This window comes from Paenibacillus glufosinatiresistens, assembly GCF_031470375.1.
Taxonomy (GTDB): domain Bacteria; phylum Bacillota; class Bacilli; order Paenibacillales; family Paenibacillaceae; genus Paenibacillus_AQ; species Paenibacillus_AQ glufosinatiresistens.
Genome location: NZ_JAVFHT010000005.1, coordinates 87,956 through 109,946 on the forward strand (window position 1 = coordinate 87,956; position 21,991 = coordinate 109,946).

The 21,991-nt window shown below is 57.3% G+C and carries 19 protein-coding genes; 1 reads left to right on the forward strand and 18 read right to left on the reverse strand.

Annotation, left to right across the window (positions count from 1 at the left end; translation table 11 throughout):
* Window positions 1-89: 89 nt before the first annotated feature.
* Genes RBI05_RS08220 through RBI05_RS08230 form a run of 3 tightly spaced genes read right to left on the reverse strand, consistent with a single transcriptional unit; the run spans window position 90 to window position 2,990 of the window.
* Window positions 90-1,931 carry a hypothetical protein gene (locus RBI05_RS08220; RefSeq protein WP_310550737.1) on the reverse strand — a complete coding sequence of 614 codons (1,842 nt, stop codon included), beginning with the start codon at window positions 1,929-1,931 and terminating at the stop codon, window positions 90-92.
* 11 nt (window positions 1,932-1,942) lie between these two features.
* Complete coding sequence (locus tag RBI05_RS08225; protein ID WP_310550738.1) at window positions 1,943-2,464, reverse strand: PulJ/GspJ family protein; 522 nt, start codon at window positions 2,462-2,464, stop codon at window positions 1,943-1,945.
* Window positions 2,448-2,990 (reverse strand): type IV pilus modification PilV family protein, encoded by a 543-nt coding sequence (locus RBI05_RS08230; RefSeq protein ID WP_310550739.1) that lies wholly within the window; start codon window positions 2,988-2,990, stop codon window positions 2,448-2,450. The genes RBI05_RS08225 and RBI05_RS08230 overlap by 17 nt, the downstream gene beginning before the upstream one ends.
* Before the next feature lie 111 nt (window positions 2,991-3,101).
* Between RBI05_RS08230 and RBI05_RS08235 the strand changes: the two genes are divergently transcribed.
* Window positions 3,102-3,887 carry an alpha/beta hydrolase gene (locus RBI05_RS08235; protein WP_310550740.1) on the forward strand — a complete coding sequence of 262 codons (786 nt, stop codon included), beginning with the start codon at window positions 3,102-3,104 and terminating at the stop codon, window positions 3,885-3,887.
* Between the two features lie 177 nt (window positions 3,888-4,064).
* On the opposite strand, the gene argH is transcribed toward RBI05_RS08235, so the two are convergent.
* The 15 genes from argH to RBI05_RS08310 all read right to left on the reverse strand — a co-directional run bounded on the left by argH (window position 4,065) and on the right by RBI05_RS08310 (window position 21,986).
* Complete coding sequence (gene argH, locus RBI05_RS08240) at window positions 4,065-5,480, reverse strand: argininosuccinate lyase (protein WP_310550741.1); 1,416 nt, start codon at window positions 5,478-5,480, stop codon at window positions 4,065-4,067.
* 147 nt (window positions 5,481-5,627) lie between these two features.
* Window positions 5,628-6,872 carry an argininosuccinate synthase gene (locus RBI05_RS08245; protein ID WP_310550742.1) on the reverse strand — a complete coding sequence of 415 codons (1,245 nt, stop codon included), beginning with the start codon at window positions 6,870-6,872 and terminating at the stop codon, window positions 5,628-5,630.
* 32 nt (window positions 6,873-6,904) lie between these two features.
* Window positions 6,905-7,864, reverse strand: coding sequence for an ornithine carbamoyltransferase (argF, locus tag RBI05_RS08250; RefSeq protein WP_310550743.1), 960 nt, complete (start codon window positions 7,862-7,864; stop codon window positions 6,905-6,907).
* Complete coding sequence (locus tag RBI05_RS08255; RefSeq protein ID WP_310550744.1) at window positions 7,861-9,069, reverse strand: aspartate aminotransferase family protein; 1,209 nt, start codon at window positions 9,067-9,069, stop codon at window positions 7,861-7,863. The genes argF and RBI05_RS08255 overlap by 4 nt, the downstream gene beginning before the upstream one ends.
* 75 nt (window positions 9,070-9,144) lie before the next feature.
* Entirely contained in the window at window positions 9,145-9,978 is an 834-nt protein-coding gene (argB, locus tag RBI05_RS08260; protein WP_310550745.1) for an acetylglutamate kinase, read from the reverse strand.
* 28 nt (window positions 9,979-10,006) lie between these two features.
* On the reverse strand, window positions 10,007-11,233 hold the full coding sequence (gene argJ, locus RBI05_RS08265) for a bifunctional glutamate N-acetyltransferase/amino-acid acetyltransferase ArgJ (RefSeq protein ID WP_310550807.1): 1,227 nt from the start codon (window positions 11,231-11,233) through the stop codon (window positions 10,007-10,009).
* Between the two features lie 23 nt (window positions 11,234-11,256).
* Window positions 11,257-12,306 carry an N-acetyl-gamma-glutamyl-phosphate reductase gene (argC, locus tag RBI05_RS08270; protein WP_310550746.1) on the reverse strand — a complete coding sequence of 350 codons (1,050 nt, stop codon included), beginning with the start codon at window positions 12,304-12,306 and terminating at the stop codon, window positions 11,257-11,259.
* Between the two features lie 106 nt (window positions 12,307-12,412).
* The gene (locus tag RBI05_RS08275; protein ID WP_150459460.1) at window positions 12,413-13,297 is read right to left on the reverse strand and encodes a YitT family protein; all 885 of its coding nucleotides are present in this window, start codon (window positions 13,295-13,297) and stop codon (window positions 12,413-12,415) included.
* A 3-nt stretch (window positions 13,298-13,300) separates the two neighbouring features.
* Window positions 13,301-14,414, reverse strand: a protein-coding gene (prfB, locus tag RBI05_RS08280; protein ID WP_150459461.1) for a peptide chain release factor 2 whose coding sequence is annotated in 2 segments (ribosomal slippage) — window positions 13,301-14,341 and window positions 14,343-14,414 — 1,113 coding nt in all. Because the reading frame shifts where the segments join, the coding sequence is not laid out codon by codon here.
* A 150-nt stretch (window positions 14,415-14,564) separates the two neighbouring features.
* Window positions 14,565-17,072 (reverse strand): preprotein translocase subunit SecA, encoded by a 2,508-nt coding sequence (gene secA, locus RBI05_RS08285; RefSeq protein WP_150459462.1) that lies wholly within the window; start codon window positions 17,070-17,072, stop codon window positions 14,565-14,567.
* A gap of 252 nt (window positions 17,073-17,324) precedes the next feature.
* Entirely contained in the window at window positions 17,325-17,876 is a 552-nt protein-coding gene (gene hpf, locus RBI05_RS08290; protein ID WP_150459463.1) for a ribosome hibernation-promoting factor, HPF/YfiA family, read from the reverse strand.
* Window positions 17,877-18,061: 185 nt separating this feature from the next.
* The gene (locus RBI05_RS08295) at window positions 18,062-18,259 is read right to left on the reverse strand and encodes a cold shock domain-containing protein (protein WP_150459464.1); all 198 of its coding nucleotides are present in this window, start codon (window positions 18,257-18,259) and stop codon (window positions 18,062-18,064) included.
* Between the two features lie 242 nt (window positions 18,260-18,501).
* A complete protein-coding gene (locus RBI05_RS08300; protein ID WP_150459465.1) occupies window positions 18,502-19,224 on the reverse strand; it encodes a phosphocholine cytidylyltransferase family protein in 723 nt (240 codons plus the stop codon).
* A gap of 12 nt (window positions 19,225-19,236) precedes the next feature.
* On the reverse strand, window positions 19,237-21,549 hold the full coding sequence (locus tag RBI05_RS08305) for an HAD family hydrolase (protein WP_310550747.1): 2,313 nt from the start codon (window positions 21,547-21,549) through the stop codon (window positions 19,237-19,239).
* A gap of 11 nt (window positions 21,550-21,560) precedes the next feature.
* Window positions 21,561-21,986, reverse strand: coding sequence for an adenylyltransferase/cytidyltransferase family protein (locus RBI05_RS08310; protein WP_150459467.1), 426 nt, complete (start codon window positions 21,984-21,986; stop codon window positions 21,561-21,563).
* Window positions 21,987-21,991: the final 5 nt, after the last annotated feature.

Below are 21,991 nucleotides of genomic sequence, written 5' to 3' on the forward strand. Positions count from 1 at the left end.
GGGCCCGCAGCTTAACGGAAGCTGCGGGCCCTCTCTTTGATTTTGGCGGGTGGCCGGGATGCGGCAGCCTTGAATCCCGCTGCCCTTGTCTATTCCCCGGAGGGCACCAGGTGAAGCGGCCCTACCGAAATATTTACTTTGCGGACACGGGGCAGACTGGACTGCTGATGCGTATATATCTCGTGATTATAGATAACCCGGAACCGCTCGCGCAGGCTGGCCGACTGCGGCTCTGTAAAGATCAGAGAGGCACCCTGAGGCGCAGGCACCGGCTCCTGGGCGCTGCCCCGGACGGCATTGACGGTCAGGTTCCCTTTGGCGAAGAATCCGCCCCGCAGCCAGAAGATGGAGCCCACGCCATACAGATCGGCGGTGTCGTCGGTGTAGAAGAAGGCGTTCATCTCGGAGGGTTCTACGTTGGTGAATGAATCGATCCGGTTCACCAGCACGGGGCCTTTGGATATGAGCACCAGCTCCTTTTTGCCGGACCCGGCTCCAATCCCGTCGATTACCGCGTCCTGGACGGTGGTACGGCCGAGGACAAAGACGGTGGAATCAAAGGCCACCTTGCCCTCAATGTTCACGTTGCCGGTGACCAGAAGATTGCCGCGCACGGAGATGAACGAAGACTTGGCATTCCGGATGTTCAGATCTCCGTTGATGATCAACCACTTCGGCGAGGTCCCCGCGACGGTTCCCTTGGCGGAATCGGTAAAGCCGATGCCAGCGTAATCCACCCCGTCAATCGTAACATTTCCCTTCACCAGCCCCGATTGGCTGATATTCATGAACGTGTTCTTGTAGGCGGCCAGCTCGGCATTGTACCGATCAATGGTCTTCCGGTAATCGTCGTCGCTCTCCGTCTCGCCCTGCTTCGGCTTCTGCGGCGGCGGACCGGCGGTCAGCTGCCGCAGATGGGAGTCGGCATTCAGCCAGCCATTCAGGCTTCCGTTCTTGTAGGCGGCGCTGAGTTCGGCGGCGAGCGACTTCTCGCCGGATTTCTCCAGCCCCAGCACCGGCGAGTAGGCCTCCACCAGCTTGTCCACTACGGACTCCTCGACATTGATCTGGACGAATTTCTTCTGTTCCCGGATCTTGATCTGGTCCGGATCGATGCCCAGAATCCGGTTCGCCGTATCCTCCATATCCTTGCTGTCCGTCAGGCTGACCGGATCGTTAACCCCGTCCTTGTAGCGAATGCGCGACAAGGACTGGACATGGACCTCTCCGCCGCCGGCGGCTGCCTCATCCTGCTTCGTGATTTTCGGGTAGATGGTCGGCTCCGACAAGCCGGATGTCCCGTGGTACGTATAATGGGCCGTGTCCGAGACGATCAGCTCGTTCCCGGCATACACATTCCCCTTCAGCAGCGGCGCTCCGTTCAGAATGACATCATGCTCCGACCCGAAGGCATACTTCAGAAAGTCGGGATAGCTGTCGATGGTAATGCGCTGCTGCAGGGTCCGCTTGACGCCGTTGACCATAGCGGACGCCTTGACATCAATGTAATACTGGCGGGTCTGCTGGTTCGCATCGGTAACGTTCTGCTTCCCTGAATATTGAATATCTTCAATCGTCCCGCTGCTGCCTGCCCCCAGTTCCGTGGAGACATGGAGCCCCTTCTTGTCCAGGGTGCTCAGAATATCCTGAAGCTCGTCGGGATTCAGGTCTTCCAGAGGAGCCAGTTGGGCCTGGATGTAGGCGGTGGCTTCATCCAGCCCTTTTTCCGCCAAATGCAGGCTCTGCACATCGTTCTCCCGCGTCTCGGTGCGAATCGCTCCGTTCATGGCCGCGCTCAGCACGCCCATCCCGAGAATCGTCAGCAGCAGCACGATGAACATGACCAGCACCAGCGCAGAACCCTCTTCGGAACACAGCCGTCGGTCCCGCCGGGAGCGCGTCTTCCGGACTTCCGCTTGATTCTTCCTCATTCCTTATCCCCCTAAAATCCGAACTGGCTGGTGACGTCCAGCTCGTCTTCGCTGCTGCCCGCATATCTCAGCTTCAACTGAATCGAGATCAGCCCGCTCTCATACCGGGTGTATGTATCGCGCATTCGGTGTTCCGCAGGCAGGACGCTGATCGAAGAGCCCAGCAGACTGGAATGCAGGTTCAGCGCGCCGCCCGTATCTCTCCCTGCCGTCTGGCCGCCGACCTGCATCTGCTCGCCGTTCATCTGAATCAGCACCGGATCGCTGCCGCTCTTCATCAGCCGGATGCCGAACTTGGTATTCTCAATCTCTTCCGGCCCATAGGTATACAGCTCGGTTATAATCGACGACATGAGCAGATCCGCTTCATCGCGCAGCGTGTTCTCGATCGCAATCTGGTGATAGCTCCGGAAGCCGAACATCGTCACTGTACCGACAATGCCGGCCACAATAGTGAACAGGCTGATGGCCGCGATCAGCTCAATCAGGGTGAATCCGGCCTGGGCGCCGGCGCGCCTAACGAATCTCTTCATCGCTGATATACCCCTCCACGACTACCGGAGCCCTGCCGCTCCCATTCTCCGCCTGACGGACCATCACCCGGACCGGAACCAGATACTGCCGGATCACCGACCGGTCGATCGCATTCGGGCTTGCCGCACCCGGAGAGGGCGACGGACGGGGCTCCGCCAATTCCTGCTGATACTCGATATCAATGCTGTATTCGATGCCGTTCACGTTGGGATGCAGCACCGACGCCAGCGTTCCCGTATTGAAATGCGCCGCATACTCCGGCTTGACGCAAGAGTTCAGCTTACAGTCGTCTCCCTTCAGCGCGTGCTTCCCGGTCACAAAGAAATCCTTCATCTGGTCAAAATCCTGCTTCTCCATATAGAAGAGCGCATTCCGGGCCAAATTCACCATAATCGTCTTGTTCTGGTTCGACTTCGTGTAGCTGAGCGCATTGGTGAAGTACGCCGTCAGCACCAGAGACACGATGGACAGAATAACGATGGAAGCCAGGACCTCGATCAGTGTAAACCCATCCTCCCGCCGCATGGCTCTTCTCCTCTCAAAAGGCACATTCTATCCTATATATCGGCAGAATCCTGTGCTATCATTTGGCTTGGACACGATCGTTTTTTTAGAAGAGAAGGAGGAACAGAAGAAATGGCCCTCATGGAATGCAGATTCTATTCGGAGGTTCTTGGCCTCAGCACGTCGATGACTGTGATTCTGCCGCAGCAGACGTCATCCCAGATCGGCATGCAGAACAACACCCGCGGCGGACTTCACCCGACGCTCTACCTGCTGCACGGATTGTCCGACGACGATTCCGTCTGGCTGCGCCGCACCTCCATTGAACGCTATGTCGCCGAAACGGGGCTTGCGGTCGTGATGCCGCAGGTGCACCGGAGCTTCTATACGGATATGGAGTGGGGCGGCAAGTATTGGACCTATATCAGCGAGGAGGTGCCGGCGCTGGCGCGCTCGTTCTTTCCGCTGTCGGCGGAGCGGGAGGACAATTTTGTCGCAGGTCTGTCGATGGGAGGGTACGGGGCCTTCAAGCTGGCGCTGCGGAAGCCGGAGAGCTTTGCGGCGGCGGCGAGTCTGTCGGGAGCGCTCGATATGGCGCATAATTTCATGAACCCGGCGAACGCATCGGCCAAGTCGAGAGAATACGAGCTGATTTATGGAACCGCTGACATTGCCGGAACGCCCAACGATCTGCTCTGGCTGGCGGAACAGCGGGGACAGTCGGCCGGACCAAATCCGAAGCTCTATCAATGCTGCGGAACCGAGGATTTCCTGTACGAGGACAATCAGCGCTTCAAGCAGGTCTGCGAGCAGGCCGGACTGGAGCTGACCTATGAAGAAGGCCCCGGCGACCATGAATGGGGCTACTGGGACGCGAAGATTCAGGACGTGCTGGCTTGGCTGCCATTGAAGAAGTAGGGCAATACCGATGTACGCAAATGTATGCAAAAAAGCAGGATGCTCCCAGGCATCCTGCTTTTTTGTGCGGGCTGAAGCCGGCCGCGGCTCCGGCCGGCGGTAGGGCCCCGGCCCCTGCGGAACGGCGCAATCAGCGCAGCGCCGTAGAGACACACCCGCGCCCCTGGCGCTCTGCTGCTACAGCGCCGCCGGCCCGTGCGCGGCCGTCCAGGTCCGCGCCTGCTCCAGCGCGGCTTCGGCCCGCCCGATGGCGGCCTGCACCTGCGGCGTCGCGGTTCCGCCGTAGACGTTGCGGGCGTTCACCACCGCTTCCGGCTGCAGCACGTCGTAGATCCGCTCGTCGAACAGCGGCGAGAACCGCTTGAACTCCTCCAGGCTGAGATCCAACAGGAACTTGCCTTCCTGGATGCAGTACAGAACCGTCTTGCCGATCACCTCATGCGCCTGGCGGAACGGCAGACCCTGGCCGACCAGGAAGTCGGCAATGTCGGTCGCATTCGAGAAATCGGTATTTACCGCTTCCCGCATCCGGCCCTTGTTCACCTTCATCGTAGCGATCATCGGAGCGAACAATTGCAGCGCGCCGGTCAGCGTGGCGACGGTGTCGAACATGCCTTCCTTGTCTTCCTGCATGTCTTTGTTATAGGCGAGCGGCAGCGACTTCAGAACGGTCAGCAGACCGATCAGATTGCCGTAGACCCGGCCGGTTTTGCCGCGGACGAGCTCCGGAACGTCCGGGTTCTTTTTCTGCGGCATAATGCTGCTGCCTGTACAGAATGCGTCGTCCAGCTCTACGAAGCCGAATTCCGTGCTGCTCCACAGCACCAGCTCCTCGCTGAGCCGGGACAGATGCGTCATGATCAGCGAAGCGTTCGCCAGGAACTCCACGATGAAATCACGGTCGCTGACCGCATCCAGACTGTTCTCGTACACCCCGTCAAAACCGAGCTGCTCCGCCACCAGATGGCGGTCGATCGGGAAGGTCGTGCCGGCCAGCGCACCGGCGCCCAGCGGCAGCACATTGATTCGCTTGTAGCTGTCCTTCAGCCGCTCCGCATCCCGCCCGAACATGGAGACATAGGCCAGCAGATGATGCGCGAACAGAATCGGCTGCGCCCGCTGCAGATGGGTATAGCCCGGAACGATCGTATCCAGATTGTCCTTGGCCTGCTCAATCAGCGCCTCCTGGAGGTGGAACAGCAGATCGGTCAGCTCCACCACCCGGTTGCGGAGATACAGATGCATATCCGTCGCCACCTGGTCGTTCCGGCTCCGTCCGGTATGTAGCTTGCCGCCGACCGGCCCGACCAACTCAATAAGATTCTTCTCGATGTTCATATGAATGTCTTCGTCGGAGACCGAGAACTCGATCTCGCCGGCCCGCACCTTCTCCAGCACCCGGTTCAGACCGTCCTTGATCGTCTCGACATCCGCCTCCGGCAGAATTCCGCACTTGCCCAGCATCGTCACATGCGCCAGACTTCCCTGCACATCTTCCTCCGCCAGCGCCTGATCGAAGCCGATCGAGGCTGTATATTCCTCCACCAGCTTGTTCGTTCCCTTCGTAAAACGTCCGCCCCACAGCTTGCTCACGCCGGTCTCCTCCTTTGTAGTCCGCTACCCTGCTTCGGACCTTGCCTTGGTTCTTCATGGAAAAACCCGGGCCGCCGGCAGCGCCTCCGCTCCCGTCCCGGGTATCTCCCGTTCCTTCTTTCCTTCAGGCCTTGCAGCCCTCCCGCTCTATTCCGGCAGCTCCGTGCTTTCCGCTACGCCGGCCGATACCTTCAGGCGCAGCGCGTTCAGCCGGATGAACCCGGTTGCGTCGCCCTGGTCGTACGCCTGGGTCGGGTCCGCCTCCATCGTCGCGATGTTCGGATTGTACAGGCTGACCGGGCTCTTGACGCCGGCGGCAATAATGTTGCCCTTATACAGCTTCAGCCGCACCGTGCCGGTCACGTTCTGCTGGCTCTCGGCCACAAGCGCCTGAATCGCCTTGCGCTCCGGCGCGAACCAGAAGCCGTTGTAGACCAGCGTGCTGTAGCGCGTAATCAGGCTGTCGCGGACGTTCATGACTTCACGGTCCATCGTGATGGACTCCATTTTGCGGTGCGCCGTGAACAGGATCGTCCCGCCCGGCGTCTCATAGACGCCCCGGCTCTTCATGCCGACTAAGCGGTTCTCCACCATGTCGACCCGGCCGATGCCGTGCTTGCCGCCCAGCTCGTTCAGCTTCTCCATGACCTGAAGCGGAGTCAGCGGCTCGCCGTTCAGCGCCACGCAGTCGCCCTTCAGGAATTCCAGTTCAATGTATTCCGCTTCGTCCGGCGCATCCTCCGGCGCGTTCGTCAGCAGGAACATCTCCTTGTTCTCCGGCGCGCTCGCGTCGAACCAAGGGTCCTCCAGCACGCCGCTCTCGTAGCTGATGTGCAGCAGATTACGGTCCATCGAATAGGGCTTGGCTGCCGATGCCTGCACCGGAATACCGTTCGCTTCGGCATACGCGATCATCTCCGCCCGGCCCGGGAACTGGCTGCGGAACTCTTCCAGACGCCAAGGCGCAATCACCTTGATGTTCGGCGCGAGCCCCGCAACGCCCAGCTCGAAGCGCACCTGGTCGTTGCCCTTGCCCGTCGCCCCGTGGGCGATGGCAGTCGCGCCTTCGGCAATGGCGATATCGACCATCCGCTTGGCGATCAGCGGGCGGGCAATGCTGGTGCCCAGCAGATACTGGCCTTCGTACAGAGCGCCGGCCTGGAACATCGGATAGATGAAGTCCTGCGCGAATTCTGCGCGAAGATCGTCGATATAGACCTTGGAAGCGCCGGTAGCGAGCGCCTTGGCCTCCAGGCCGTCCAATTCTTCCTTCTGGCCGATGTCGGCCGTGAAGGCGATAATCTCCGCATCATACGTCTCTTTCAGCCATTTCAGAATGACCGAGGTATCCAGCCCGCCGGAATAGGCAAGCACAATTTTCTCTTTAGCCATGGAACAAGCGACTTCCTTTCTCGATTGAAGAATTAACCCATCAGCGCTGCCATCAGCGCCTTCTGGGCATGCAGCCGGTTCTCGGCTTCGTCAAAAATATAAGAGTTCGGCCCGTCGATAACGCCCTCGCTGACTTCCTCGCCGCGGTGCGCCGGCAGACAATGCAGGAACAGATAATCCGGCTTGGCGAGCTTCACCAGCTCCTCGTTCACCTGATAATCCCGGAACGCGGCTTCCCGCGCTTTCTGCTCGGCTTCAAAGCCCATGCTCGCCCAGACGTCCGTATAGATCACATCGGCTTCCTTCGCCGCTTCCTCGGGGCTGCGCGTAATGACAATCTCGGCGCCCGTCTCTTCGGCGATTTCCTTCGCTTCGGCAACGACCGCGGCATCCGGTTCATAGCCCTCCGGTCCGGCGATGGAGACATGCATCCCCATCTTGGCTCCGCCCAGGAGCAGCGAATGCGCCATGTTGTTGCCGTCGCCGATGAAGGCCAGCTTCAGACCCTTCAGCCGGCCCTTGACCTCGTACACCGTCTGGAGATCCGCCAGCACCTGGCACGGATGCGCCAGGTCGCTCAGCCCGTTGATGACCGGCACCGAGGCGAAGCGGGCGAGATCGACCACTTTGTCGTGGCCGAACGTCCGGATCATAATGCCGTCCAGATAGCGGGACATCACTCCGGCTGTATCGGCGATTGTCTCGCCGCGGCCGAGCTGGATGTCATTGGTGCTCAGGAACAGCGCATGGCCGCCGAGCTGGTACATGCCTACCTCGAACGATACCCGGGTGCGGGTCGAGGATTTCTCGAAGATCAGTCCGATCGTCTTGCCCTTCAGCGGCTGGTACGCTTCCCCGTTCTTCTGCTTGCGCTTCAGATCCACTGCCAGGTCGATTAAATATTGGATTTCCTCCGCCGTAAAATCATTCAATTCCAGAAAGTCGCGTCCCTTCAGCGATTCCGCCAGGGGATGCTCGGTCAAGCTGCTCATAATTGGGCCTCCTCGGCAACCGCCCCGTGTTCCCGGGCGTAAGTATGAATCAGATCGGAGAGGATGCCGACCGCCTGGTCGATCTCCTCCCGGGTAACGTACAGATTCGGCAGCAAGCGGATTACCTGCGGCCCGGCCTGGACGAACAGCAGCCCCTTGGACTGCCCCGCCAGAATGATGTCGCCCACTGGGCTCCCGCATTCGATGCCGATCAGCAGCCCCTTGCCGCGAATATCCTTCACCCAGGAGCAGCCGGCCAGCGCTTCGCGCAGACGCGCCTTCAGGTATTCTCCGGCCTCCGCGGCCCGCTCCGGCACCCGGTCCTCCAGCATCGTCTCGATCGTAGCCGCCATCGCCGCGGTGGCGAGCGGCGTGCCGCCGAACGTGGAGGCATGCGCTCCCGGGCTGAATGCCTCGCGCAGGTATCCCTTGGCCAGCATAACGCCGGCCGGGAAGCCGCTCGCAATGCCTTTGGCCAGTGTGAAGATATCCGGCTCAATGCCGTAATGCTGGTGCGCGAACAGCTTGCCCGTCCGTCCCATACCGGTCTGGACCTCATCGACCACCAGCAGCAGGCCATGCTCCCGGCACAGCTCCACCACCGCATTCAGGAAGTCCGGCTGCACCTCCAGGATACCGCCTTCGGCCAGCACCATCTCCAGCATCACCGCCGCCGTATTCGGGCCGATTGCCGCCCGGAGAGCCGGCAGATCATGCAGGGGCACCGTAACAAAGCCCTGCGGGAGCGGCAGAAACCCTTCCTTGACCTTCTGCTGTCCCGTCGCCGTCAGCGTCGCCAGCGTCCGGCCATGGAACGACTGCTCGAACGTAATGACCTCATAGCGGTTCTCGCCTCTGACCTTCTGGTGGTACCGGCGCGCCAGTTTGATGGCGGCCTCGTTCGCCTCCGCTCCGCTGTTGCAGAAGAATACCTGATCCGCGCAGCTGTTCCCGGTCAGCAGTTCCGCTACCCGGTCCTGGCCGGGATGATGGAACAGATTGGACACATGCCACAGCGTGTCGATCTGGCTCTTCAGCTTCTCGGCAATCCGCTCGGGCGCATGTCCGAGACTGGTGACCGCCAAACCGCAGGTGAAATCCAGGTACTTCCGCCCCTGATCGTCCCACACCCAGCTTCCTTTACCCTTGACCAGCGTCAGATCGTACTTGGCATAGGACGGAAAAATATGCTCCAGTTTGCCCATTGCTGCATTCACGCTCCCTCTGCGGCGGCGCTCCAACGGCTGCCCGCCTGAATTCTTCCGGCTTGACTCCCGCCGCTATTCCTTCGCAATCCGCGTCCCCACCGCTTCGCCCGACAGCACGCGGCTCAGGATCTGCGGTTCCTTGCCGTCCACAATAATCACCTCGGACACGCTTCCCTGAATGCAGTCGATGGCCGCCCGCACCTTCGGAATCATGCCGCCGTAGATTTCGCCGCTGCCGATCAGCGCTTCAATCTGACCGGTCGTTACCGACGGCAGCACTGCCTTCTTCCCTTTCGGGTCCGCCGCCATAATGCCGGGAACGTCCGTAACCACAATCAGCGTCGGCGCCTCCATATGGGAAGCTACCGCCCCCGCTGCCGTATCGGCGTTGACGTTGTACCGCTGACCCGAGCCGTCGATGCCGATTGGCGCGACGACGGGAATGTATCCCATCTTCAGTATACCTTCCAGAATGTCCGTCTTCACCTTCACGACATGCCCCACGAGTCCGACCTCGGCGCTGTTCTCCACCGGCGCGGCTTCCAGGAGGCCGCCATCTTCGCCCGATAAGCCCAGCGCCCGGCCGCCCGCACGCAGAATGCGGCGGACGACCGCCTTATTGATGCTGCCCGCAAGCGTCATCTCCACGACGTCGAGCACCTCTTCGGTCGTCACCCGCAGGCCGTTGACGAATGCGCTCTCGATGCCGAGCTTGCCCAGGTTCTCCGAAATCGCCGGACCGCCGCCGTGCACGATGACCGGCTGGATTCCTTGCTCCAGAAGACTCTTTAAATCCGCAAAAAACGAATCCGGCAGCGCCGCAAGCGTGCTGCCTCCGCATTTCATAATGAACCGTCCGGGGGCTGTGCCCCGAGCCGCCCCGAATCCTTCCGTCTGCTGTGGCATCCTGCCCGCTCCCCCCGCTTCTGTCCGCTCAGGTCCGGTAAGCCGCATTGATCCGCACGTAATCATACGTGAGGTCGCAGCCCCAGGCCGTGGCCTCTCCCTCGCCGTCGGCGAGCTTCACCGTAATCTCCACCGTATCGCCCTGCAAGTACGCAAGTGCCGCCGCCTCGTCAAAAGCGACCGGTCTCGAGCCTTTCAGCACCTCGATCCCGCCCAGGGCGATGTCTACGCGGTCCGTCGACATCGGAACCCCCGCGCGTCCCGCCGCCGCGATAATCCGGCCCCAGTTCGCGTCGGCCCCGAACACGGCCGACTTGACCAGGCTGGAGCCGACGATCGTCTTCGCGATCGCGCGGGCCGCGTCCCGGTCGGCGGCTCCGCTTACCCGCACCTCGATGAGGTGCGCGGCGCCTTCGCCGTCCCGGGCGATGGCCATGGCCAGATGGCGGCACACATGCGTGAACGCCTCCGCAAAAGCCGCCCAGTCCGGGTGCTGCCGGTTCAGCAGCTCATGGCCCGCCAGTCCGCTGGCCAGCGCGATCAGCATATCGTTCGTGCTGGTGTCGCCGTCAACGGTAATCATGTTGAACGTCGTATCCGTCGCCGCCCGAAGCAGCGCCAGCAGGTCTTCCCCGGCCACGGCCGCGTCGGTGGTCACGAAGCCGAGCATCGTCGCCATGTTCGGGTGAATCATCCCGGACCCTTTGGCGGCGCCGGCGATGGTGACGGCCTCTCCGCCGACCGTAAGGCGGACGCAGCACTCCTTCTTGACGAGGTCCGTCGTCAGAATGGCCTGGCTGAACTGCTCGGCCCCCGCTGCGCCTCCGTCCAGCTTCTCCGGCAGCTTCGCCAGCCCGCTGCGGACGCAGTCCATCTTCAGCAACTCGCCGATCACGCCGGTCGAGGCGACGGCAACGTCGCGCTCCGCTACGCCAAGGTGGCGGGCGGCTGCCGACCGCATCTCATAGGCGTCGGCTTCGCCCTGCTCGCCTGTGCAGGCGTTGGCGTTGCCGCTGTTGACGACGACCGCCCGGAGGCGTCCGTCCGCCAGGCTCTCGCGCGTCACCTGGAGAGGCGCCGCCTGGAACAGATTCGTCGTATAGACGGCGGCGGCGGTTGCCGGAACTTCGCACAGGATGGCCGCCAGGTCGTTGCGGTCGGTTTTTTTGAGTCCGCAGTGCAGTCCGCCTGCCTTGAAGCCCTTCGGTGTTGTTACGCTTCCGCCTTCGACGACGGTATACCGCTCTTGTCCAATCATGTCTCGTGCCGCACGGACGCTTACGGATACACCGGAGTGCAGCCGAGCCCGAGCGTTTCCTCCCATCCCATCATCAAATTAAGGTTCTGAATCGCCTGGCCCGCCGCGCCTTTCACCAGATTGTCGATCACCGATACAATCGTGATCCGGCCTGTCCTCGGGTCTGCCGCAAAGCCGATATCGCAGTAATTCGATCCCGCCACTTCCTTCGTCGCCGGCCAGATGCCCGCGCCGCGGATGCGCACAAAGGGCCTACCTGTATAATAGTTCCGGTACAAGTCGATAAATTCCTGCTCGCTGTAATTCCTCTTCATCTTCGCATAGCAGGTCGCCATAATGCCTCGGGTCATCGGGACGAGCTGGGTGGTGAAGGTTACCGTGACCGGCTCTCCCGCAATTTCGCCCAGCGCCTGCTCAATTTCGGGAATGTGCTGATGCTTGTTCAGCTTATAGGCTTTGAAATTCTCATTGATCTCCGCATAATGCACCTGAAGGCTGGTTCCGCGCCCGGCGCCCGATACGCCCGACTTGGCGTCGATGATGAGGCTGCCGGGGTCGATCCAGCCCGCCTGGAGCGCCGGAATCAGACCGAGCAGCGTCGCCGTCGGATAGCAGCCGGGATTGGAAATGAAGCCTGCCTCCTTCACCCGGTCGCCGAACACCTCGCACAGCCCGTAGACGGCCTGCTCCAGCAGTTCCGCCGGCGGCGCAGGGTGTTTGTACCACTGCTCATATTCGGCGCCGTCCTTCAGCCGGAAGTCGCCGGAGAGGTCGATGACCTTCAATCCTTCTGCCAGCAGCCCGGGCACCAGCTTCGCGCTAACGCCCGAAGGCGTTGCCGCGAATACGACATCGGCGCGCTGCGCCATCTCTTTCGCGTCCACGCCGTCCAGGGGACGGTCCATGACGCCGGTCAAATGCGGAAATCCCTCTTCCAGCGCCGCACCGGCGCTCGAGGATGAAATCACGGAGGTGATCTCCGCCTTCGGGTGATTTTGCAACAGCCGGATCAGTTCTACCCCGCCGTAACCGGTTGAACCGACAATCGCGACTCTGGTCTTGCTCTCCATGTCCCTCGTCTCCTTTGTCCGTGCCGTGCCCATAAATATGTATTATTATACGTCTTGATTTATATAAATACAATAAAAAAGAGAAGCGCGCTTCCCTTTCGGAAAACTACGCTTCTCTCTTGAACCCTTCGCCCAGCACTTCATGGGCATCGCTGATAATGACAAAGGCCCCGGGATCGACAGAGCGGACAATCGTCTTCAGCCGGGTAATTTCATTCTGACCGACCGCCACCATGAGCACCACCCGGCTGTTGCCGGTGTAGCCGCCCTCGGCGTTCAGCTTCGTCAGGCCGCGGTCCAGGTCATGCAGCACGGCCTCGGAGATAGCCTCCGTGTAATCGGATATGATATACGCCACCTTGGTGTAGCTGAAGCCGACCTCCAGAGCGTCGATGACTTTGCCGGTTACGAACAATCCGATCAGCGCATACATCGCCTGCTCCATGCCGAGCACGAATGCGGCCAGCGAGATCACCGTCGCATCCAGCAGCACCACCGATACCGCGAACGTCAGTCCGGTCAGCTTCTGAATCACCTGTGCCAGAATGGTCAGCCCGCCCGTGGAACCCCGTCCCCGGAAGACGAGCCCGAGTCCCAGACCGACGCCGATCCCTCCATAGATGGAGGCCAGCAGCGGGTTATGGGTCGGTACCGGACCGTCCTTGCTGATGTAGATGAACAGCGGCAGCACAATGCTGCCGAGCAGCGACCGCAGACCGTACTGCTTGCCGAGCACCCAGACGCCCAGCACGAAGAGCGGAATATTCAGCGCCCACTGAGTAAAAGCCGGCTCGGCCCCGAACCAGGCCTTGGCCAGTACGGACAGGCCGGATACGCCTCCCGACGCGATCTCGTTGGGAAGCATGAACCAGTTGAACGCCAGCGCCGTAATGAGGGAACCCAGCAGAATCAGCAGCGTATCCACCGTATGGCGGAGTGGCCCGTTCAGCGGAATCAGCGGCGGCTTGGCGCGTTTATTGATTTTCTCCATGCGTTATTCAGCCTCGGTCTTGATCTGGCTTCGCAAATATCCGTCGATAAAAGCATCCAGATCGCCGTCCATCACGGCGCCCACATTGCCTGTCTCCACCGAAGTCCGATGGTCCTTGACCATGCTGTACGGGTGGAACACATACGAACGGATCTGGCTGCCCCAGGCGATATCGGACTGCTCGCCGCGGATTTCGTCCAGCTCCCGCTGCTGCTCCTCCAGCTTGCGCTCGTACAACTTGGACCGCAGTGTGGTCATTGCCCGCTCGCGGTTCTTGATCTGGGAGCGCTCGCTCTGGCAGGTTACCACGATGCCGGTCGGCATATGGGTAATCCGCACTGCGGAATCCGTCGTATTGATATGCTGTCCGCCCGCACCTGTCGACCGGTACGTGTCCACTTTCAGATCCTCGGTGCGGATCTCGATATCAATATCTTCATTGATCTCCGGCACAACATCGCAGGAGACGAAGGAGGTATGGCGGCGGCCCGAAGCGTCGAACGGAGAAATGCGTACCAGACGGTGAACGCCCTTCTCGGCTTTCAGATATCCGTAGGCATTGTAGCCTTTGATCAGCAGCGTAACGCTCTTGATCCCGGCCTCATCGCCGGGCAGGTAATCCAGCACTTCCACCTTGAAGCCGCGCTTCTCCGCCCAGCGGGTATACATGCGCAGCAGCATCTGGCCCCAGTCCTGGGACTCCGTCCCGCCGGCGCCCGGATGCAGCTCCAGAATCGCGTTCAATTTATCATAGGGCTGATTGAGCAGGAGCGTCAGCTCGAATTCGTCCAGCCGTCCCACCAGCCCCCGGATCGATTGCGCCGTCTCCGAGGCCATCTCTTCGTCGCCTTCCTCGTCGGCCAGTTCCGCCATCATGGAGGAATCCTCATATTCCTGCTGCAGCTTCGTATATTCATCGACAACGGACTTCACGGCGTTCATCTCGGCAATGAGGCCCTGAGCCCGTTCATTGTCGTCCCAGAAATCCGGCGCCGCCATCTTCTCCTCGAAGTTGGCAATCATCTCCTGCTTCAGATCTAAGTCAAAGAGACCCCCTAAGGTTGGTTAATTTCTTGCCGATTTCCCGAAGATCCTGCTTCACGCTTGGATCGATCATGCTGATCACTTCACCTTTCTGCTCTTGGCTTCATTCCTGCCCTATAATAGTCAAAAAACGGCCGGGCCGCAAGTCATAGCCTCGGGGCCCAGCCGTCTTCCCTTATCCGATTACTCTTCGCCAAATATACGCTGTCGGCCTGTCTGCCGGTCAGGCATTCTGCCCGTGGCAGTTCTTGTACTTCTTGCCGCTTCCGCAAGGACACGGATCATTGCGGCCTACGGTCGCCGTCACGGTAACCGGACGCTTCTCAACCGGCTCGCCGTTCGTCGAGATCTTCTTCTCGTCGACCACCGACTGGCGCTCCTGATTGGTCTCGACATGGGCCTTCATAATGTAGGTTGCGACTTCTTCCTGAATCGCAGCCGTCATGGCATTGAACATCTCGAAGCCCTCGAACTGGTATTCGCGGAGCGGATCGGTACCGCCGTATGCCCGCAGGTGAATCCCCTGGCGAAGCTGATCCATGGCGTCGATATGATCCATCCACTTGGAGTCAACCGCGCGCAGCACGATAACCTTCTCGAATTCGCGGATCAGTTCGGAACCCAGCCGTTCTTCCCGGGCTTCATACTTGGCCATAACCTTGCCGAAGATAAATTCCACAATCTCTTCGGTTTCCTTGCCCCACAGATCGTCGCGGGTGACTTCGCCTTCTTCCAGCAGCTTGGAATTGACGTAATCCGCCACCTCTTGCAGCTCCCAGTTCTCCGGAATATCGTCGCTGCAGTGCGCCTCGACAACCCGCTCGATGACCGGACGGATCATTTCTACGACAATATCCTTGATGTTCTCGGATTCCAGAATCTCGCGGCGCTGCTTATAGATAATCTCGCGCTGCTGGTTCATCACGTCGTCATACTGCAGGACGACCTTGCGGACGTCGAAGTTATTGCCTTCGACCCGCTTCTGGGCCGATTCGATGGCCCGCGTAATCATCCGGCTCTCGATAGGCTGGTCTTCTTCAAAGCCAAGACGGTCCATCATGTTCAGCACATTGTCGGCGCCGAACCGCTTCATCAGCTCGTCTCCCAGGGAGAGGTAGAACTGCGTGGAGCCCGGATCGCCCTGACGTCCGGCACGGCCGCGCAGCTGGTTATCAATCCGGCGGGATTCATGCCGCTCTGTACCGATAATATGCAGACCGCCCAGCTCCGGCACGCCTTCGCCAAGCAGAATATCGGTACCGCGTCCGGCCATGTTCGTTGCAATCGTAACAGAACCCGGCTGGCCGGCTTGGGCGATAATCTCCGCCTCGGCCGCATGGTGCTTCGCATTCAGCACCTGATGGCGAACGGCCCGCTTCTTCAGCATCTCGGATACGCGCTCCGAGTTCTCGATCGAGACCGTACCGACCAGCACCGGCTGGTTGTTCCGGTGACGCTCTACAATCGCTTCGACCACGGCATTGTACTTGCCGTTCTCGCTCTTGTAGACCACGTCCGGCATATCCTCACGCTGGTTGGGCTTGTTCGTTGGCACCTGAAGCACTTCCAGGCCATAAATCTTCTTGAACTCTTCTTCTTCCGTCTTCGCCGTACCGGTCATGCCCGCCAGCTTGCGGTACATGCGGAAGTAGTTCTGGAAGGTGATGGTTGCGAGCGTCATGCTCTCGTTCTGCACCACAATATCTTCCTTGGCTTCGATCGCCTGGTGCAGACCGTCGCTATACCGGCGGCCGGCCATCAGCCGTCCCGTAAATTCATCGACAATGACAACCTCTTCGTCCGTCACAACATAATCAACATCGCGGCGCATGATCACGTTGGCCTTCAACGCCTGGACAATATGATGGTTCAGCGTCACATGACTGTGATCGTAGAGATTCTCAATGCCGAAGGCTTTCTCGGCCAGGGCTACGCCCTTGTCGGTCAGCGCTACGGATTTCACCTTAATGTCTACCGTATAGTGCTCTTCCGGATTCAGCTTCTTGACGAAACGGTCGGCCGCATAATACATCTCGGTCGACTTCTCGGCTTGTCCGGAAATAATCAGCGGCGTTCGCGCCTCGTCGATCAGGATGGAATCGACTTCGTCGATGATGCAGAAGTACAGCGGACGCTGTACCATTTGTTCCTTATAGAGCACCATATTGTCGCGCAGGTAGTCGAATCCGAATTCATTGTTCGTGCCGTACGTAATATCGCAGGCATAAGCTTCCTGTTTATTGGCATGGTCCATGCCGTTCAGGTTGACCCCGACCGTCATGCCCAAATAATTATAGATTTGTCCCATTTGCGCGCTGTCGCGCTGCGCCAGGTAATCATTGACGGTAACGACATGAACGCCTTTGCCCAGCAGCGCGTTCAAATAGACCGGCAGCGTGCCGACCAGCGTCTTGCCTTCACCCGTCTTCATTTCAGCGATTCGGCCTTCGTGCAGAGCCATACCTCCGACCAGCTGCACATCAAAATGCCGCATGCCAAGCGTACGCTTGGACGCTTCCCGCACCGTAGCGAATGCCTCCGGCAGAATCTCCTCCAGCGTTTCGCCCTTGGCGATCCGCTCCCGGAACTCGGCCGTCTTGGCTTTCAGCGCCTCATCGGTAAGCGCAGTGAACTCCGGCTCCAGTCCATTGATGATATCGACCGTCTTCATCAGACGTTTGACATCGCGTTCATTGGTGTCGCCGAATATTTTTTTAACAAGTCCTAGCATGGTTAACCCCTTTCATGCAACACAGATGGTGGAACCTTTCAGCCCATCCCCACCAGAACGAAAGGGCGCGCCTGAACATACGATTCCGCTGCTTCATAAATTGTAACAGTTTGTAAGGGATGCCGCAATATTCGCGGGCTTTCCCCGAAGATATATCGTTCTGGGGATATATACGCACAAGAGCCCTATCCGCCTCACGCGGATGGGGCTCGATTCATTATTGTTCATAAGTCAGGCTTGCCGCAGCGGCTGTCAGCCTTGTTCGATCAATCCGTACTTGCCATCGTTGCGCTTATACACAACACTGACTTCCGAAGTGTCGATATTGGAGAATACAAAGAAATTATGTCCCACCATATTCATCTGCAGGATCGCTTCTTCCACATCCATCGGCTTCAGCGTGAAGCGCTTGTTGCGCACAACTTCCAGCTCTTCATCCGTATCTTCCAGGGCGACGGAACTGTTCGGACCGCCTTCAACAAAGAGGGTCTTCAAGCTGCCTTCCTGACGGAACTTCCGGTTGAGCTTGGTCTTGTGCTTGCGGATTTGGCGTTCCAGCTTGTCCGCCACACCGTCAATGGAAGCGTACATGTCTTCGCTGCGGACTTCGGCGCGAAGCGTCACTCCGTTCAGCGGGATCGTAACTTCCACTGTATGAAGGCCGCGCAGTACGCTCAGCGTAACGAAACCTTCAGAGGCAGGGGGTGCATCGAAATACTTATCAAGTCTACTGAGCTTTTTCTCCACATAGTCTCTCAAAGCGTCGGTCACTTCAATTTGTTGACCTCGAATGCTGAATTGCATGGGCACTCCTCCTTTGCCCCTTTATTATACCAAAAGGTCAGGCACATGTAAAAACATTAAAAGGGTGTAAACGGCGTCCCTGCACACAAAGAAAAAACCCGGGATTTCCTCCCGGGTTCTTACGCTAGCGTCGTCTCCATTTGCTAACCATCTACCGTTATATGTAGGTCGGCTAAGCCGGATGATTATAATTTGACTACGTTCGCTGCTTGCGGTCCGCGTGCGCCTTCAACGATGTCAAACTCTACGGATTGACCTTCTTCCAGCGTCTTGAAGCCTTCGGATTGGATTGCGGAGAAATGTACGAATACGTCGCCGCCTTCCGCAGTTTCGATGAAGCCATAGCCCTTCTCTGCGTTAAACCATTTTACTTTACCTTCCATTGATTACACATTCCCTTCGTCATCAATTAAACGCGAGCCTTGCTCACATTTCTGACTATAACACCCCGGCTTCTTCATTGTCAATTGGAAAAGAAAATGATTACATACAATAAATTACCACAAACAATTTCCTCTGATATCAGCCGTTTGTTATATGAAATGGAACAGACAAGATATAATACCCGTTTGCTCCTACACTGAAACCTAATATTTAATAAACTCTCTAAAATAATTAACCCCGTTTATCCCCCGTAGTCATAATCTTTGATCTTCCCGTCAATATATTCCAAAATTCGCTCATAATCGTCAAAGTAGTCAATTTCAGACCAAAAGCAGCCTTTTACGTCAATCGTATAAATATTCTGATTATGCGTCATCGTATAAAGAATATCTTCCCACCACTTCCCATGCTCCTGTGCATGAATCAATTGCTCCATCTGATCACAGAATGTTTCGGTGAAACGTTTCTCTACCTTGGCAATGCCTACATACTCACAGGTCCGGTCTTCCCGCGGAAGGTCCTTCCCGTATTTCTTGACACATCCATTGACGGTTTGAAAAAAGTAGTCTCCGACTTCAACCCTATCGGTGTCCATAGCCATAACTACCTCATGCCGGTCGCTTAGAATTCGCTTGAGAATTTCCGGAGAGAAGAAGACATCCGCATTTAGAATCAGCATATCATCGTTGATCTCCTGCCGGGCAAACCAAAGGCTGGCAATGCTATTGGTTACATCATAAAAAGGGTTATGGTAGTAAGTCACTTCAAGTCCCTGCAGCGCTTTTTGAATCAGATGATTCTGGTAGCCAACGCAGACATAAATCTCCATGCCATGCTCAAGCAGCATTGTGACGGTATGCCGGATAAGCGGTACACCATTGATCGGCAGCGTGCTTTTGGGCACATTTTCAATCATACGCGAGATTCGGGTTCCCTTACCCGCTGCTAATAATATCGCCTTCATGAGTCGTTCCTCCTACTCCCACGTGGGCCAAGGTTCCACCCATCGGATCGAGTCTTCCGGAAGGCCCCTGTCCGCCAAGTCCCTGCGGATAATTCCTGCCAGACCGCGGTCCTTCACTCCGATTACTATACTATCATACTTGATTTGCGATATTTCGTCAGGACTCGATACATTCATGCCCATCTGCCGATATTTGAGATAATCCCGATCCGCCCAGAGCACCACTTGGCTTTTACCGAACTTCAGAATTTTATCTCTAATCTCCTGTCCCATCTTTCCGGCGCCGTACAAGACAATCCTTTCATCCAACGCTTCTACCGGAAAATAGCTTGCCAAGCGGTACCGTTTGCCGCTTCGCCAAGTCTTAAGAAAACGGTTCAGACGTCCTAACCATGCCTCGTTTTGGCGGCGATAAAAGGCAATTCGCCTCTTGTCTGCTAGATTTGCCCGCATAATGGAGTAATCCAGATAGGAGCCCGAATAGTAACGTTCGATCGGCTCGTCAGTTCGGTATAGAAAGAGCTGGCGAAGCTGGCGGCGAGTTAAAATCGGAGCAAACTCAACCGGCTCCGACTCCCGGCCTGTGACGCCATTTGGCATTTTTCCGAAGAAGTCACGAATATTATTATCTGGCGTATCCGCAGCATATTTGAGATAAGAAACTGCAATATCCAGCCGGTCCCCGCGGTGTCCAAATTGTTCAATCGTATGCGCTAACCGGGAGGTGAAATTCTCTACTCCGGTCACGTAGTCCACAAATCCATGCTTCGAAAGTGCATCCACCTCTCCGGCATCATTCAGGACCGGAACGATGCGTTCTCCTTCTTCCCTGTAACCTATAGTTTGACCATGCATAGCCCTGCACAGCATTTCTACCAGAAGTCCCGAGGGCCCTAGATAGCTGGGCAAGAAATTGTAATAGATACAGCTACCGCTTGTCTTCATTCGGTCCATTCGTAGATAGAAAGTACGGATGGTCTCTGGGTAAAAATCCTTCATAATAACGGCTAAGCAGCTTTGTGTAAAACCTCCGCCGGACAGATCGACAAAGGCAAACTGGTTATTGGTAAGATCCAGTTCTTGCTGCAGGTAACGCGCAACCAGCTCACGCTTCGGACGGTGTTTATTCTGCAGAAACGTTTTGAAAGTCAGATTGGAGTTCAATCTCTTAGCAATTTCAGCTAAGGCGATCTGCGATAACGGCTTCTTGACCGTTCGTGCTGCAAAAGGGAGGAAGGGCTCCAATTCATCAAAGGATAGTTGCAATATATCTGCTAAGCCAGCGACACTCTGCAAATTTTGCGAATAAGACCAGCCGATGAACCGGTATAAGTCATCGTTGCCCGGACCGAAGGAAGCCATCCGCCACGCTTGACGAGATCCATAAAGGTAATGGGTCTTGATATCAAGCTGCCGCTCTCTGATAATCCGGTCTGCGATGCCTTTTAGAACGTAACCATCTCTAGCAATAAAGTACAGTCGGCTGATTCCTTTATCGCAGCTCTCCTCAAGAAGCCACCATACATAGGAAAACAGAATAGGTCCACCCAAGGAAGAACCAATGGCCGCAGCGGTCTTTGCCGTCTCCGCAGTCTGCTCGGATACGCGAACATAGCGGGAAGCCCCTATTGACAATTGTGTATAGGCATCGTCTTCGCTTCGCTCAAGCGCTGCTTGTTCATAAGTCGTCAATGGACTGAAAGGTAGGTGCTTGGTTCTAATTCCCAGCTCGGCAGCCCTCTGAATATCCACTTCCAGATTATCGCCGCAATGGGTCCATTCGCTGAACTCTACTCTTTCCAGTTCAGCGACGCGCTTATACAGTTTGCCCGTCCATTTGGCCTGTCCGTAATCCGACGAAATATAGAGCGGTAGATCGGCAAGGATCGGATCCGCCTTGACCAGCATCGCTTGTATAAGCTCGTGGTCGAGGTACATATCAGAGATTAGGATAACCCGTTCTCCCTGACGGATAAGCGTCTTCAGCCATTCTATTCGTGATTGGATCGGAAGCGTGTACTCATACTCTATCGCTCGTTCTAGTTGTTGCAACCGTAGCGCCATTTCTGCTGTTAGGCTTCCGGTCGTCAATAAAGCATCGTAAATCTGGATGAGCGTGATTTCCTCTATCCATTCCGATTCCCGAATCGTCCAAACCATTTGCTCTGCATGACTCCGAAGAAGAAAGAAATTACTGCGAACATATTCGGGAATATCCGCAAATTCGCTCTCATACCGGAGTTTCTCTTGCATCAGAGCGAAGATCCCCTTAGGTGTTGCAGTAGCTCGGGTGATCAGCGTATCAAATACGTCAAAACTGTACATAAGGGCCTCCGCTAAATCAGGGATTGGTCAATCAATTTCTTGATCTGAGTGGAACTCGTCCCTTGGGTGTAAGGAAAGAAGATCATATCCGAGCCAACCTCACGTAACTGGGCATGCTCCTCTTGCCAATCGTCCTTATGGTCATCGCCTGAAAAGTGACAGTCGTAGCGATACAACTGCCAGGCATCCCACTTTACCGTGTTGTGATAAGATACCGCAACCGCCCGATCGACATACTTGATAGACTCGACAATGGCCAGACGTTCCTCGAATGGAATGTATGGTGCTCTTCCTTTAAAATGAAGGACCAATTCATCCGTCAGCACACCGGCGATCAAATACTCGCTAAGCTCCTTGCACTGGTGAAGAAGATTTAAATGACCAACATGGAATAAGTCAAATACACCGGGCACATACCCTGTCTTGTACGGTTTCATGGTTG